This window comes from Pseudomonas sp. TH08 (assembly GCF_016651275.1).
In the GTDB taxonomy this organism is placed as follows: domain Bacteria; phylum Pseudomonadota; class Gammaproteobacteria; order Pseudomonadales; family Pseudomonadaceae; genus Aquipseudomonas.
Map to the genome: position 1 here is coordinate 1,396,047 of NZ_JAEKEE010000004.1, position 13,935 is coordinate 1,409,981.

At 57.6% G+C, this 13,935-nt stretch carries 13 protein-coding genes; 3 read left to right on the forward strand and 10 right to left on the reverse strand.

Annotated elements, in window-relative coordinates; all coding sequences use genetic code 11:
* Positions 1-435: 435 nt before the first annotated feature.
* Positions 436-651 (forward strand): BatR family protein, encoded by a 216-nt coding sequence (gene batR, locus JFT91_RS23210; protein ID WP_003223300.1) that lies wholly within the window; start codon positions 436-438, stop codon positions 649-651.
* Between the two features lie 352 nt (positions 652-1,003).
* Here the strand turns inward: batR and JFT91_RS23215 are convergent, their stop codons facing one another.
* The 9 genes from JFT91_RS23215 to ppsA all read right to left on the reverse strand — a co-directional run bounded on the left by JFT91_RS23215 (position 1,004) and on the right by ppsA (position 10,348).
* Entirely contained in the window at positions 1,004-2,023 is a 1,020-nt protein-coding gene (locus tag JFT91_RS23215) for a quinone-dependent dihydroorotate dehydrogenase (protein ID WP_201148859.1), read from the reverse strand.
* A 166-nt stretch (positions 2,024-2,189) separates the two neighbouring features.
* Positions 2,190-3,221, reverse strand: coding sequence for an OmpA family protein (locus JFT91_RS23220; RefSeq protein ID WP_201227264.1), 1,032 nt, complete (start codon positions 3,219-3,221; stop codon positions 2,190-2,192).
* A 107-nt stretch (positions 3,222-3,328) separates the two neighbouring features.
* The gene (gene sigX / locus JFT91_RS23225; RefSeq protein WP_201149100.1) at positions 3,329-3,919 is read right to left on the reverse strand and encodes an RNA polymerase sigma factor SigX; all 591 of its coding nucleotides are present in this window, start codon (positions 3,917-3,919) and stop codon (positions 3,329-3,331) included.
* A 90-nt stretch (positions 3,920-4,009) separates the two neighbouring features.
* Positions 4,010-4,834 carry a mechanosensitive ion channel family protein gene (locus tag JFT91_RS23230; protein WP_007916401.1) on the reverse strand — a complete coding sequence of 275 codons (825 nt, stop codon included), beginning with the start codon at positions 4,832-4,834 and terminating at the stop codon, positions 4,010-4,012.
* A gap of 2 nt (positions 4,835-4,836) precedes the next feature.
* Entirely contained in the window at positions 4,837-5,085 is a 249-nt protein-coding gene (locus JFT91_RS23235; RefSeq protein ID WP_008076827.1) for a hypothetical protein, read from the reverse strand.
* A gap of 63 nt (positions 5,086-5,148) precedes the next feature.
* On the reverse strand, positions 5,149-6,144 hold the full coding sequence (gene cmaX / locus JFT91_RS23240) for a divalent cation transporter CmaX (protein ID WP_201227265.1): 996 nt from the start codon (positions 6,142-6,144) through the stop codon (positions 5,149-5,151).
* Between the two features lie 22 nt (positions 6,145-6,166).
* Positions 6,167-6,658, reverse strand: coding sequence for a ribonuclease E activity regulator RraA (gene rraA / locus JFT91_RS23245; protein ID WP_201233965.1), 492 nt, complete (start codon positions 6,656-6,658; stop codon positions 6,167-6,169).
* Between the two features lie 226 nt (positions 6,659-6,884).
* Positions 6,885-7,874 carry an alpha/beta fold hydrolase gene (locus JFT91_RS23250; protein ID WP_201227267.1) on the reverse strand — a complete coding sequence of 330 codons (990 nt, stop codon included), beginning with the start codon at positions 7,872-7,874 and terminating at the stop codon, positions 6,885-6,887.
* A gap of 98 nt (positions 7,875-7,972) precedes the next feature.
* Positions 7,973-10,348, reverse strand: a complete 2,376-nt coding sequence (gene ppsA, locus JFT91_RS23255; protein WP_201227268.1) for a phosphoenolpyruvate synthase — start codon at positions 10,346-10,348, stop codon at positions 7,973-7,975.
* Positions 10,349-10,522: 174 nt separating this feature from the next.
* Between ppsA and ppsR the strand changes: the two genes are divergently transcribed.
* Positions 10,523-11,341 carry a posphoenolpyruvate synthetase regulatory kinase/phosphorylase PpsR gene (gene ppsR / locus JFT91_RS23260; protein WP_129391417.1) on the forward strand — a complete coding sequence of 273 codons (819 nt, stop codon included), beginning with the start codon at positions 10,523-10,525 and terminating at the stop codon, positions 11,339-11,341.
* 122 nt (positions 11,342-11,463) lie between these two features.
* On the opposite strand, the gene JFT91_RS23265 is transcribed toward ppsR, so the two are convergent.
* A complete protein-coding gene (locus JFT91_RS23265) occupies positions 11,464-12,873 on the reverse strand; it encodes an aminotransferase-like domain-containing protein (protein ID WP_201233966.1) in 1,410 nt (469 codons plus the stop codon).
* A 90-nt stretch (positions 12,874-12,963) separates the two neighbouring features.
* Between JFT91_RS23265 and JFT91_RS23270 the strand changes: the two genes are divergently transcribed.
* The gene (locus JFT91_RS23270) at positions 12,964-13,884 is read left to right on the forward strand and encodes a DMT family transporter (RefSeq protein ID WP_201233967.1); all 921 of its coding nucleotides are present in this window, start codon (positions 12,964-12,966) and stop codon (positions 13,882-13,884) included.
* The last annotated feature ends 51 nt before the right edge of the window (positions 13,885-13,935 follow it).

The window sequence follows — 13,935 nt, forward strand, 5'->3', positions numbered from 1 at the left end:
GGTGTGCCGTTCCATCCCCGCTGCTCGGGTTAAAAGAGCTTAGATGCAAGGACAGATAAAAAAGTTGATGAAACAAAAAGTCTTAAAGCGACCCTTCGTCGCTTAGTACCCCAGCGTAAACGTGGGTCATTCTCACTAAAGAATTAAACCCATCATCCAGCGCGGGGCCGATCATACCGGGGTTTGCTGAAAAAACACTCATGAAACCCTCAGTTACTTATGGCTGTAGCACTACTTTCGTTACGTCCTTATGACAAAACGATCATTCCCTCGGTGTGACTCATTGGTTAGAACTGAACACAGGTTGACGTCGCAACGGCGTCAACACCTTGGCTCGCCACGCCGGCAGCGAGCCGCAGCACGGCAGGTTTTTTCTGCCAGACCTCGATTGAGGTCGACGCGACACAAACAGTCAACAAGTGAGGGAAACACCCTATGAGAAGACTTAAGCGTGATCCGTTGGAAAGAGCATTTTTGCGCGGATATCAATATGGCGTTGGTGGCAAATCCCGTGAGCTTTGCCCATTTACTCTACCGTCGGTACGCCAAGCCTGGATTAACGGCTGGCGAGAAGGACGCGGCGACAACTGGGACGGTATGACCGGCACTGCGGGAATCCACAGACTCAACGAACTTCACGCCGTCGGCTGACACAGGGCATTTATTCCGACACGACAATCTGAATTTGTAACGACTTACCATGCACGTCCTTCCCGGACGGCGGGCTGCGGCCCAGGGGCTCCTTCGAGGAGCCCTTTTTTATGCCTGAAAATACCGGAGCATGCAGATTATTGTGATTACTGGATTTTCAGAAATTACTGGATCCTGTGGCGAGGGGATTCATCCCCGTTGGGCTGCGAAGCAGCCCCAAAACCTTCCACCTCAGTGTGTCAGGTAGATTGAGGATTCTGACTTTACGACTGCTGCGCAGCCGAACGGGGATAAATCCCCTCGCCACAAAGCCCTCTCCACAAAGCCCCTCACAACAAGCCTTCGGCAAGCCTCAGCGCAGGGCGGCGATGGCGTCTACCGATTCGCGGATCAGTGCCGGGCCTTTGTAGATGAAACCAGAGTAAATCTGCACCAGGCTCGCACCGGCGAGGATTTTCTCGGCCGCGTGTTTGCCTTCGGTGATGCCGCCAGCCGCGATGATCGGCAGACGACCAGCCAGTTCGCCCGCCAGCACCTTCACGGTATTCGTGCTCTTCTCACGCACAGGCGCGCCCGACAGACCGCCCGCCTCGTCACCATGCTCCATGCCTTCAACACCGACACGGCTCAGGGTGGTATTGGTTGCGATCACCGCGTCCATGCCCGTTTCGATCAACGCCTGAGCCACTTGCGCGGTTTCTTCGTCGGTCATGTCCGGGGCAATCTTGATTGCCAGCGGCACATGTTTGCCATGACGCAAGGCCAGTTCAGCGCGGCGCGTGGCCAGATCGGCCAGCAACTGCTTGAGCGAATCACCGAACTGCAAACTGCGCAGACCCGGGGTGTTCGGCGAGCTGACGTTGACCGTAATGTAGCTGGCGTGGGCGTAGACCTTGTCCAGGCAGATCAGGTAATCGTCGACGGCGCGCTCGACCGGCGTATCGAAGTTCTTGCCGATGTTGATACCCAGCACGCCTTGGTATTTCGCCGCAGCGACCCGCGCCAGCAGGTTATCGACACCGAGGTTGTTGAAACCCATGCGGTTGATGATCGCCTCGGCTTCCGGCAAGCGGAAGATCCGTGGTTTCGGGTTGCCCGGCTGTGGACGCGGGGTCACGGTGCCGATTTCGACAAAACCGAAACCCAGTTGCGCGAAACCGTCGATGGCCGCGCCGTTCTTGTCCAGACCCGCAGCCAGACCCACAGGGTTAGGGAATTCCAGGCCCATGACCGTCACCGGCACACTTGCCGGTTTCTTGCACAGCAAGCCGTTGAGGCCCAAACGCCCACCCGCGCCGATCAGATCCAGCGACAGATCGTGGGAGGTTTCCGGGGAAAGTTTGAACAACAGCTGACGGGCCAGGGTGTACATGGGCGGCGATGACTCGGGCGGCGAAAAGAGGCGGCGATTATAGCCGGGCATGGGCCTGCGGCGCGAGGCGCACGCGTAAATCGACGCAAAACCGAATGTCCATTTACCAAATCGCAGACAAAGAAAAGCCCGGCCTAAGCCGGGCTTTTCTCGGAGCGGCAGCTAATTACTTAGCTTGAGCTTCAACCTGCGCTTCTACGCGACGGTTAACAGCACGGCCAGCTTCAGTTTTGTTGTCAGCAACTGGGCGGGATTCGCCGTAGCCAACAGACTGAACGCGGGACGATTCAACACCGTACTGGTTGGTCAGAACTTGTTTAACGGCGTTTGCACGACGCTCAGACAGTTTCTGGTTGTAAGCGTCAGGACCGACGGAGTCAGTGTGACCTTCAACAGTAGTGGTGGTGGATGGGTACTGCTTCATGAAGTCAGCCAGGTTTTTGATGTCGCCGTAGCTGTTTGGCTTCACAACCGACTTGTCGAAGTCGAACTTAACGTCCAGCTCAACACGAACAACTTCAGCAACTGCTGGGCAGCCGTCAGCGTCAACAGTTACGTTGGCTGGGGTGTCTGGGCACTTGTCAACGTTGTCGCATACGCCGTCGTTGTCGCTGTCGGAGCAGACTTCAGCTGGTGCTGGAACTGGAGCAGCAGCAGGCTTGGAGCCGCCACCGAAGTTCACACCGATACCAACGCTAGGAGCCCACTCGGTGTCGCCCTGGTCGATGTTGTACTGAGCTTCAACGCCAGCACGGGCGTAGAAGTTGTCGGTGAAGTACAGCTTGGCACCAGCGCCAACGTTGGCGAAGGTGGAGCGGTTACGACCGGACTCGTTCTGACCGATGCTTTGATCGGAGAAACCAGCCGACACGTATGGACGCAGCATGTCGCCCGGGTTGTTGAAGTGGTACAGAGCGTCCAGAGCGGTGTTGGCGCCCTTGATGTTACGGCCGTTGTCGGCACGCACGTTGTGCACTTCGTCGTAGCCCAGACGCAGTTCAACGTCGTCGGTCAGGAAGTAACCGATCGAACCGCCGAACAGGTTGCCGTTGTTCTTGAAGTTACGAGCGCTGTCGAATTGTTCTTTCTTTGCGAAGCCTTCGATTTCAACTGCGCCTTGGCCTTGTGCCAGAGCGCCGAACGAAGTGGCGGCAATCAGAGAACCAATGGCCAAGCCCAAGGTGTTTTTCAGTTTCATCCGTTAAATCCCCATCTGGTGATTGTGAAGCAGTCCCGCAAACCGGGGGACAACTCGGCGGCAAGTCTATCAGAACTTGCCTACACGTAAGAGATATTTGCGCTGAACTAAGTTTCAGCAATGCCTGCAAATTTCTCACGCAATTTATCTAGAGCACGTTTGTAACGCATTTTTGTCGCACTCAAACCCATGTGCATGATGTCTGCGATCTCTTGAAATTCCAGCTCTGCGACAAATCGTAGCACCAGAATTTCGCGGTCGATCGGGTTCACATACACCAGCCAGCGATCAAGTCCGCCCTTCTCTTCGGGTTTTGGCGTCTTTTCTTCGGACGCTTCCTCAAGAGGGTCAAGACTCAATGCGTCCATCAAGCGACGCTTTCGCCGTTCCTTCCGATACTGCGTAATACATTCGTTGTACGTGATGCTGTACAGCCACGTTTTGAACTTCGATTTCCCCTCAAAGTTCTTCAGGCCATACAGCACCTTCAACATGACTTCCTGACAGACATCGTCTGCGTCGCGATCGTTCCCAAGATATCTCGCACAAACGTTAAATAATGTTCGCTGGTAACGCCGCATCAGTTCTTCATAGGCGCGCGTTACGTGAAAAAGCTCGGTATGCGAGCGCGCGACCAACTCCTCATCAGAGAGCTCGCGGGGGTCGTAGCGCGTGGATAGCGTATGGGCTTTATTCAAAACAAGTCGTGCCGACAGTCAGGTCAATGTCCGCCGCAACCAGCATCAGCTGGCATTTTGCGGCGGCATACATTAGCAGGGTTTGCCGGATTAGCGGCTACTCACATGCTGTTCCAGCAGGATCCGATTGGAGAGTGAGACTAGCTCACCCTCATCGGTCAGCAATGTGGTTTTAACCGTGCCGATCTCTTCGATCTGGCCTTCGACCTCGCCAACACGCACTTGTTGCCCAACCTGATACAACTCACGCACATAGATTCCCGCAAGAATCTGACCGGCAATTTCCCGGCTTCCCAAACCCATGGCCAGCGCAACGGCCAGACCAACGGTAATCAAAACAATGACGATCACATGGTTCAGCAGGTCGGTCTTGACCTCAAGCTGACTGATCGCAACCGAGATGCTGATGATGATCACCAGCCCCTGGGCAATCCGCCCAAGTCCCGAAGCGTAGTCCAGGCCTACACCTTCTGCCGCCCCGCGCACCAGCCCATTGGCCAGCTGTGCGAGCAAAACCCCTACCAGCAACACCAGCGCGGCGCCGAATACTTTCGGCAAATAGAGCGCCAACATATCGAGCGTAGCTGAAACTCGCTCAAGGCCAAGGGATTCTGCTGCAGAAACCAGAAAAATCAGAAGAACGAACCAGTAGACGATCTTGCCGATCAGGGTCGAGATCGGCACTTGCAGCCCTGCACGCGACATCAACTTGGTCAGTCCGGTGCCGCCCATCAGGCGATCGAGGCCCAGTTTGGCGAGCAATTTGGACAGCAAGGTATCGAGCAGCTTGGCCACGACAAAACCCAACAGCAGCACCACCAGTGCGCCGAACAGGTTCGGAATGAAATTAGCGACTTTGGTCCACAACGCAGTCATTGCAGTGACGAGGCTCTGAGTCCAGAGATCAAGTTCCATATTCAATCAGCCTTATCAGCAGTGCGAGCAGTAGGTTTACGAAGGCGGGAAACCGGCGAGACGTGGGCCGAGCCGTTATTCAGGGCGATCATCAGCGCGGGCAGCCAGCGGCCCAGCAGGCTGAACAGATCGCCGGCGCCAACCTGGCGGTTGGCGGTTTTGAGCACGCGGCCCAAACACGCATCGTCGTCGCGGCTGGACGGCGAAGCGTTGAGCATGTCGCGCAAAGACTGTTCAAACGGATCGTGCATACGCACCTCTCGTGATGTCTGTGAAAGACGCGGGCAAATTTGGTCGGGTCACATGCGCCATGTTCACACCCAGCGCAAACGACGGAATAACCACCACTGACCGAAGGCCAGAGCGAGCACCGTCAAGCAGGCGATCAGGAAACCGTAAGGGCTGCTGGAGAAGGGAATACCGCCAACGTTGATGCCCAGCAGGCCGGTGATAAAACTCATCGGTAAAAAGATGCAGGTGATGATCCCGAAGCGGTACATCGTGCGATTCATGCGCTCGCTCAAACGCCGGTCTTCAGCCTCCAGCACAAGCCCCACGCGCTCTCGGGTCAATTCGAGCTCTTCGAGGTAACGGGTCAGGCTGTTATTCAATTCGTTCCAGTAGTCGGCGTCATCGTCGACAAACCACGGCAGTTTTATCCTTGTCAGTTGTCCGAAAATATCCCGTTGCGGAGCCAGGAAACGTTTCAGTCCGGCAGCCCTTCGCCGGATGTGCAAAATGGCGCCATGCTCGGGGGTATACCGTTCGTCGGCATCCATCTTTTCTTCTTCCTCATCGGCGATTTCCGAGAGGCAAGTGACCAGATCCTGCACCTTGTTGGTGAGGAACTGCGCCAGATAAAGGATGAGTTCGGATGCCGTTTTAGGGCCGTTGCCGTCCGCCAATTGCACCAACAATTCATCGGTGGCACGCAATGGGCGCAAACGCAGAGAGATCACGCGCTGGGCAGAGGCAAAAATCCGTACCGAGACCATGTCTTCCGGCTCGGCACCTGGATTAAGGTTGACCCCGCGCAAAAACAGCAGCAACTCGCAATCCGGCAACGGCAACAGGCGCGGACGAGTGTTCTCTTCCAGCAGCAGATCGCAGGTGAATTCGTTGAGTCCGCTGGATTTGCGCAGCCAGGTCTGGGTCTGCGGATGGCTGCGATCCCAATGCAGCCACAGACTCTCATGCGCCTGCAGTTGCAAATCGTCGAGCTCAGTCCGGGCTATCGAACGCGCACCGCCTCTACCGTCCAGCACCAGGGCATGCACCAGCCCCCATTGCGCGTTTTCTTCCTCGAACATCCGCATCCCTTTGTCGAAATTCTTATTCAGGCATCTTCAGCGGGCTCGGCGAGACGATCACGCCGTTGTTGTCCGCATAAATGTAGTGGCCCGGGTGGAATGTCACACCGGCGAATGTCACCGCGACGTTAAGATCGCCGAGGCCACGTTTTTCAGTCTTCATCGGATGACTGGCCAGCGCTTGCACCCCCAGATCGGTTTGAGCAATGACGTCGACGTCACGGATGCAACCGTAGATCACCAGCCCTTCCCAACCGTTTTTGGCGGCCTTCTCGGCGATCATGTCGCCCAACAGGGCCCGGCGCAGGGAACCGCCGCCATCGACGACCAGGACCTTGCCGTTGCCCTTGAGTTCGGCCTGTTCCTTGACCAGCGAGTTATCTTCGAAGCATTTGATGGTCACGATTTCGCCGCCGAAAGAATCACGGCCGCCGAAATTGCTGAACATCGGTTCCAGCACCTGCACCAGCTCCGGGTAGGCGTCGCACAGGTCAGGTGTAAGGTAATGGTTCATCGAAAAACTCCTGTAACAAGGAAGACGATCAAGGATGACGCATTCTTTTGAGACGAGATCCGGCGGTCGCTGTTTACCTTAGTCCATCCCATGGTCGCTGAACGAACCTGAACAAACCCTGAAACGTAATAGCTAAACAGCCACCAAATATGACCAGAACCGCACAATGCGTCATATCTTAGCCGCAAGCCGTTCCGAACGAAATGCCCTCGTCAGCGCCTGCGGCTCAAACGGCCGCTGCCAGATCCGCCTTCTCGCCCAGTAACGGCGTCTGCTGATCATTCAACCAACGCGCCACCAGCGGCCACACTTCAGTCTGCGCCGCTTTGCTCACCAACATTTCGACATGACCGAAATTGTCGTTGAAACCGTGTTCGCGCCCCAGATTGACGAACTGCTTGTGCTCGGAGCCGATTTGCTCGAAGAGTTTGCGACAGGCCCAGGCCGGATCCTGATGATCTCCCGCTGCGCTGACGGCCAACACCGGCACCTGAACATCGGCCAGCCCTGCCCACCAATCCTTGTCCTTGTCGCCAAAACGACCGAACAAGCCGTACCAGCGCATGCTTTCGATGGCCAGACCGATCGGCTCATCTTCCGGGCCGCGCTTGAGGCGTGAGCCAGACAATTGCGCGAAACGTTTGAGAATGAAGCGCCCGCTCCACTCCACCGGGGGGATTTTCAACGGCCAATAGGTGCGGCTGACTTGTGTGCCGAAAAACGCTGCCGAAGCTACCGCAGGCTCACCCAGGTATTCGCCACCCAAGGCTGCGGCCAAGGTAATGCCGCCCAGCGAATGACCAATCCAGTGCGGCACCTGCCCGCTCTGCTCACGCACGAATGCAGCAATTGCCGGCAAATCATAACGGGCATAGTCGGCAACGCGGTTGCGCCGGTATTCCTCGTTGCGCTGCGACAAGCCATGGCCGCGCATCTCCGGAATCCACACGTCGAAGCCCAGCCGCGTCAGGTACGCGCCGAGCCCCAACCCTTTTGGAGAAAACCAGAAGCGCCGGTTGGAAAAACTGCCGTGCAACAAAATCACCGGCACACCGCGTACGGCCGGTTCATCGGCCATGCCCAGACGGGTGACGGCGATTTCCACGGACCAGTCCGGGCTGTTGCCGGGCTTCAATCGATACACATCTTCGCTCAGATCGCCGCGCCGCTCGGCGCTGATCAGGGCGACAGGAAATAGGTTGCTGCTGCTTTGCATAATGCTCTTGCACAAAAAAGGGCGGCATCCACAGGAGCCCGCCCTACTTCAATCTCAAACCCCGCTCCTACAAGGGGCGTGGGGCGTTCACATACTTGTCAGGCCGGTGCCTGGCCTTCGGCGAGGAAGAACCAGGTTTCCAGTACGGAGTCCGGGTTCAGCGACACGCTTTCGATGCCCTGCTCCATCAGCCACTTGGCCAGATCCGGATGATCCGAAGGGCCCTGACCGCAGATACCGATGTACTTGCCAGCCTTGTTGCACGCGGCAATCGCGTTGGCCAGCAGCTTCTTGACCGCCGGATTACGCTCGTCGAACAGGTGCGCGATGATGCCCGAGTCACGGTCCAGACCCAACGTCAGCTGAGTCAGGTCGTTGGAGCCGATCGAGAAACCGTCGAAGAATTCGAGGAACTCTTCAGCGAGGATCGCGTTGGATGGCAGTTCGCACATCATGATCACGCGCAGACCGTTGTCACCGCGCTTCAAGCCGTTTTCGGCGAGCAGATCGACCACTTGGCTGGCTTCGCCCAAGGTACGCACGAACGGCACCATGATTTCGACGTTGGTCAGGCCCATCTCGTTGCGCACACGCTTCAGCGCACGGCATTCGAGTTCGAAGCAGTCGCGGAACGATTCGCTGATGTAACGCGAAGCGCCACGGAAGCCCAACATCGGGTTTTCTTCTTCCGGCTCGTAGAGCTTGCCGCCGATCAGGTTGGCGTATTCGTTGGACTTGAAGTCCGACAGACGCACGATGACCTTCTTTGGTGCGAAGGCTGCGGCGAGGGTGCTGATGCCTTCAACCAGTTTCTCGACGTAGAAACCGACCGGATCGTCGTAACCGGCGATGCGCTTGTCGACGCTGTCCTTGATTTCCTGCGGCAGACCGTCGTAGTTCAACAGCGCTTTCGGGTGAACGCCGATCATGCGGTTGATGATGAATTCCAGACGGGCCAGGCCCACACCGGCGTTCGGCAACTGGGCGAAGTCGAAAGCGCGGTCCGGGTTGCCGACGTTCATCATGATCTTGAACGGCAATTCCGGCATGGCATCGACGGAGTTCTTCTTGATATCGAAGCCCAGCTCGCCTTCGAAGATGTAACCGGTGTCGCCTTCGGCGCACGAAACGGTCACGCCTTGGCCATCCTTCAACAACTGGGTGGCGTTGCCGCAACCGACGACTGCCGGGATGCCCAGCTCACGAGCGATGATCGCCGCGTGGCAGGTACGCCCGCCACGGTTGGTGACGATGGCGCTGGCGCGTTTCATCACCGGTTCCCAATCCGGGTCGGTCATGTCGGACACCAACACGTCGCCCGGCTGGACTTTGTCCATCTCGGAGACGTCTTTGATGATGCGGACCTTGCCGGCGCCAATGCGCTGGCCGATGGCGCGACCTTCAACCAGCACGGTGCCGGTTTCTTTCAACAGGTAACGTTCCATGACGTTGGCCTGGGTGCGGCTCTTCACGGTTTCCGGACGGGCCTGCACGATGTACAGCTTGCCGTCGTCACCGTCCTTGGCCCACTCGATGTCCATCGGGCAGCCGTAGTGCTTCTCGATGATCATCGCTTGCTTGGCCAACTCGCTGACTTCAGCGTCGCTCAGGCAGAAACGCGCACGCTCAGCCTTGTCGACATCGACAGTCTTGACCGAACGACCGGCCTTGGCTTCGTCGCCGTAGATCATCTTGATGGCTTTGCTGCCGAGGTTGCGACGAAGGATCGCCGGACGACCGGCCTCCAGCGTGCCCTTGTGTACGTAGAACTCATCCGGGTTGACCGCGCCTTGAACAACGGTTTCGCCCAGGCCGTAGGCGCCGGTGATGAACACCACGTCACGGAAGCCGGATTCGGTATCGAGGGTGAACATCACACCGGCAGTGCCGGTTTCCGAACGCACCATGCGCTGCACGCCTGCCGACAGGGCGACCAGTTTGTGGTCGAAGCCCTGGTGCACGCGGTAGGAAATCGCACGGTCGTTGAACAGCGAGGCGAACACCTCTTTGGCGGCACGGATAACGTTTTCCACGCCACGGATGTTCAGGAAGGTTTCCTGCTGACCGGCGAACGAGGCGTCCGGCAAGTCTTCGGCGGTGGCGGAAGAACGCACGGCCACAGCCACATCAGGGTTGCCGGCCGACAGCGCGGCGAACGCGGTGCGAATTTCGGCATTGAGTTTTTCAGGGAATTCGGCATCCATGATCCATTGACGGATCTGCGCGCCGGTCTTGGCCAGGGCGTTGACGTCATCGACGTCGAGTGCGTCGAGGGCCTGGTGGATCTGGTCGTTGAGGCCGCTCAGTTCGAGGAAGTCGCGATAGGCCTGCGCGGTGGTGGCAAAGCCGCCAGGGACCGACACACCGGCGCCTGCCAGGTTGCTGATCATCTCGCCCAGGGATGCGTTCTTGCCCCCCACATGCTCAACATCGTGTTTGCCGAGCTTATCGAGGGAAACTACGTACTCTACCAAGGTGATCTCTCCACTAACTGTGTTGGAAAAGCTCAGAAACCGGCAGCTCGGGGGAGCGTTGGCCGGTTGTATGGCCTGGACCTGGAAAATAAGTGAGAATGCGGGCCAATGGCGGCCAACAAATCGCGCCTATCATATCCAAGATTGATGACTAGCTTAAGGCCCAAGGTGCAAATGAAACGATCTGCTTTCTTTATCTCCGATGGCACCGGCATCACTGCCGAAACCCTGGGTCAAAGCCTCTTGGCGCAGTTCGAAAACATTACCTTCAGCAAATTCACGCGCCCGTACATCGACAGCGTGGAAAAAGCGCGGGCCATGGTACAACAAATCAACAAAGCCGCCGAAACCGACGGCTTTCGCCCGATCATCTTCGACACCATCGTCAATCAGGACATCCGTGAGATTCTCGCGACGTCCAATGGTTTCATGATCGACATTTTCTCGACCTTCCTCGCCCCGCTGGAGCAGGAACTGACCGAGCATTCTTCCTACACCGTCGGCAAATCGCATTCCATCGGGCACAACTCCAATTACATGGAGCGCATCGAGGCGGTGAACTTCGCCCTCGACAACGACGACGGCGCGCGTACGCACTATTACGACAAAGCCGACCTGATACTAGTGGGCGTGTCGCGATGCGGCAAAACGCCGACGTGTCTGTACATGGCCATGCAATTCGGCATCCGCGCGGCCAACTATCCGCTGACCGAAGACGACATGGAGCGCCTGACCCTGCCTGCCGCCCTGCGCGCGCATCAGCACAAGCTGTTCGGCCTGACCATCGACCCCGACCGCCTCACCGCAATCCGCAACGAGCGCAAGCCAAACAGCCGTTATTCGAGCTATGCCCAGTGCGAATTCGAAGTGCGCGAGGTGGAAAACCTGTTCCGCCGCGAGAACATCCCGCACATCAACTCCACGCATTTTTCGGTGGAAGAGATTTCGGCGAAGATCCTGGTCGAGAAAGGTGTGGAGCGGCGTTTCAAATAACTTGCGGTGCTTGGCCTGACGCCATCGCGAGCAGGCTCACTCCTACAGTTGATCTCCAGTGGACACAGATCACGTGTACGACAGAGATCCATTGTAGGAGTGAGCCTGCTCGCGATGAACGATCACACGGTCTCTGTCAGTGCGCGGTTTAAAGCCTCAAACCCCGCCAGCAACAAGCCGTCATCCCCGACCGAATTACACACACTCACCCGAATGAACTGCGGCACCGCCGCATGCCCCACCGCAAACGATTCAGCGGTCGCCACCAGATAATTATCTTCCTTCAACTCCGCCGCGATCTGCGACGCCCGCCACAACGCCGGCACTTCCACCCAGAAATGCGGACTGTGGCTGTGAGTCCTGTAGTTCAAACCGTCCAGAGCAGGCGAAACCAGAGCCTTGCGTCGTCCTATCTCACTGATTTGCTCGTCCAGCAAACGCTGGGCCATACCGTTTTCGATCCACTGGCTGGCCACTTCCATTGCCAACGGATTGGCCATCCAGCACGTTGCGCGAATCGCTGCACTCAAGCGCCCGATCAGCGCTTGCGGCGCATGCAGGTAACCCACACGCAGTCCCGCCGAAACGGCCTTGCTCAGGCTGCCGATCAATACCGAACGCTGCGGCGCGAAATAACTCAGCGGTAATGGGCGCTGGCGGTCCAGCACCGCATGAGCTTCGTCTTCGATGATCAGCAGATTGTGCTGACGACAGACCTCGGCAATCGCCTCTCGCCGTGGGATCGACATCACCGCAGCCGTAGGATTCTGGATGGTCGGTGTGCAATACAGCGCCGACACCCGGTGCTGGCGGCAAATGTCGTCCAACGCTGACGGCAACAGCCCTTCGTCATCCATGGCGGCACCGATCAGTTTTATCCCGAGTTGGCGTGCGACGCCGATCAATCCTGGGTAGGACAAATGCTCGGTGACTACGGTATCGCCAGCTTTGAGCAAACCCGTCAACGCGCACAACAGACCATGCTGCCCGCCGTTGACGCACAGCACCTGCTCGGCGCTCGGCACAAACTGCTGATGACGCAACCACTGCGCACCCGCCGCCCGATGCCGGGCCAGCCCCGCCTCGGCGGTGTACCCGGTCAATTCTTGCAAGGTCCGCGAATCCTGCGCCAGCGCTAGCAGGCTCTGACTCATGAACGCTGTTTCCTGCCCCGGAATCGGCTGATTACGGCTCATGTCAAAGCTCGCCTGCGGCTCATCGCTGACGTTGCGAAAGCCGCTGTCTTGCGGTCGTTCCATCCCGCGCTGACGCACATAAGTGCCGTCGCCTACACGCGCAACGACCAACCCCACACGCTCCAACTCGCCATAGGCACGACTGATGGTGCCGATGGTCACGCCCAGGCTATCCGCCAACAACCGGTGCGGCGGCAGCTTGCATCCGGCCTCGATGACACCGGCGGCGATGGCCTTCTCGACGGCATCGGCGAGGCGTTTGTATTTCACGCCAACACCCCCGCTGAGTCCTTCACGCAGGATTGACACCATGGCAATACTTACTTTGACAGTCATTCTCGCCCCGAATAGCGTGTTGAAAACAGGTTCAATCAGCAATAAGCCTTTTCACAGAACAGGTCAATTGCATCGTAAGGAGCTGCAATCATGTCGACCGCCATCAGCGAGCCATTGAGCAATGCCAAACCCTGGCTCGCCGGGCTGATCACCAGCATCTTGTTTCTGATCGTTTGCCTGAGCTGGGGCACGACTTGGCTGGGGATCAAGATTGCGGTCGAAAGCGTGCCGCCGCTGACCGCTGCAGGCTTGCGATTCCTCATCGCGTTTCCGCTGTTTCTGAGTTTTGCGCTGCTGCGCAAGGAACCGCTGCTGTTCCCGCGCGAGAGCCGTTGGTTCTTCGTGTTCGTCACGCTGTCGTACTTCAGCCTGCCGTACTACCTGCTCAACTACGGCGAGATGCACGTTTCATCAGGCCTCACCGCCCTGCTGTTCAGCTGCATGCCGGTGTTCATCCTGATTTTTTCTGCAGCGTTTCTGCGCGAGAAAATCTACCCGTCGCAAATGCTGGGCATCGCCATCGGCTTCGGCAGTCTGTTCATGATTATTCGTGGCCAGGGCCTGCATCTGGATCAGGCTGAATGGTTTGGCGTGCTGGCCATTCTTTGCGCGGCAGTGATGCATGCGCTGTGCTACGTGGTGACCAAAAAACACGGCAGTGCAATCAGCGTAATCACCTACAACACCCTGCCGATCGGTATCGCCGGTTTGCTGTTGTTCGTTGTCGGCACAGGCGTTGAGGCACCGACTTTCGCCGGCATCACCGCACGCTCATGGGGCGCCCTGCTCTACCTCGGCCTGGTCGCATCGGTAGGCGGGTTCATCGTGTATTTCATGCTACTCAAACGCCTGAGCCCGGTGCTGCTGTCGTTTGTGTTCATCATTTTCCCGGTATTCGCGGTGATCATCGGTGCCTGGTACGAAGGCACGCAAATCACTCGAGACCTGATGCTTTATTCGGCGACGCTGCTCGCCGGTTTCGCGATTACCAAATTGCCGCACAAGCGCTGAGTCCTCAACGTGAGCACGCGCGCTCACTGTTTTTTGCAAACCTGCTTTTGA

What these genes read in the sequence shown, in the direction of transcription:
- batR (WP_003223300.1), top strand. Translation starts at nt 436, where the DNA reads ATGAGAAGACTTAAGCGTGATCCGTTGGAAAGAGCATTTTTGCGCGGA.
- JFT91_RS23215 (WP_201148859.1), bottom strand. Translation starts at nt 2,023, where the DNA reads ATGTACACCCTGGCCCGTCAGCTGTTGTTCAAACTTTCCCCGGAAACC.
- JFT91_RS23220 (WP_201227264.1), bottom strand. Translation starts at nt 3,221, where the DNA reads ATGAAACTGAAAAACACCTTGGGCTTGGCCATTGGTTCTCTGATTGCC.
- JFT91_RS23230 (WP_007916401.1), bottom strand. Translation starts at nt 4,834, where the DNA reads ATGGAACTTGATCTCTGGACTCAGAGCCTCGTCACTGCAATGACTGCG.
- JFT91_RS23235 (WP_008076827.1), bottom strand. Translation starts at nt 5,085, where the DNA reads ATGCACGATCCGTTTGAACAGTCTTTGCGCGACATGCTCAACGCTTCG.
- cmaX (WP_201227265.1), bottom strand. Translation starts at nt 6,144, where the DNA reads ATGTTCGAGGAAGAAAACGCGCAATGGGGGCTGGTGCATGCCCTGGTG.
- rraA (WP_201233965.1), bottom strand. Translation starts at nt 6,658, where the DNA reads ATGAACCATTACCTTACACCTGACCTGTGCGACGCCTACCCGGAGCTG.
- JFT91_RS23250 (WP_201227267.1), bottom strand. Translation starts at nt 7,874, where the DNA reads ATGCAAAGCAGCAGCAACCTATTTCCTGTCGCCCTGATCAGCGCCGAG.
- ppsR (WP_129391417.1), top strand. Translation starts at nt 10,523, where the DNA reads ATGAAACGATCTGCTTTCTTTATCTCCGATGGCACCGGCATCACTGCC.
- JFT91_RS23265 (WP_201233966.1), bottom strand. Translation starts at nt 12,873, where the DNA reads ATGACTGTCAAAGTAAGTATTGCCATGGTGTCAATCCTGCGTGAAGGA.
- JFT91_RS23270 (WP_201233967.1), top strand. Translation starts at nt 12,964, where the DNA reads ATGTCGACCGCCATCAGCGAGCCATTGAGCAATGCCAAACCCTGGCTC.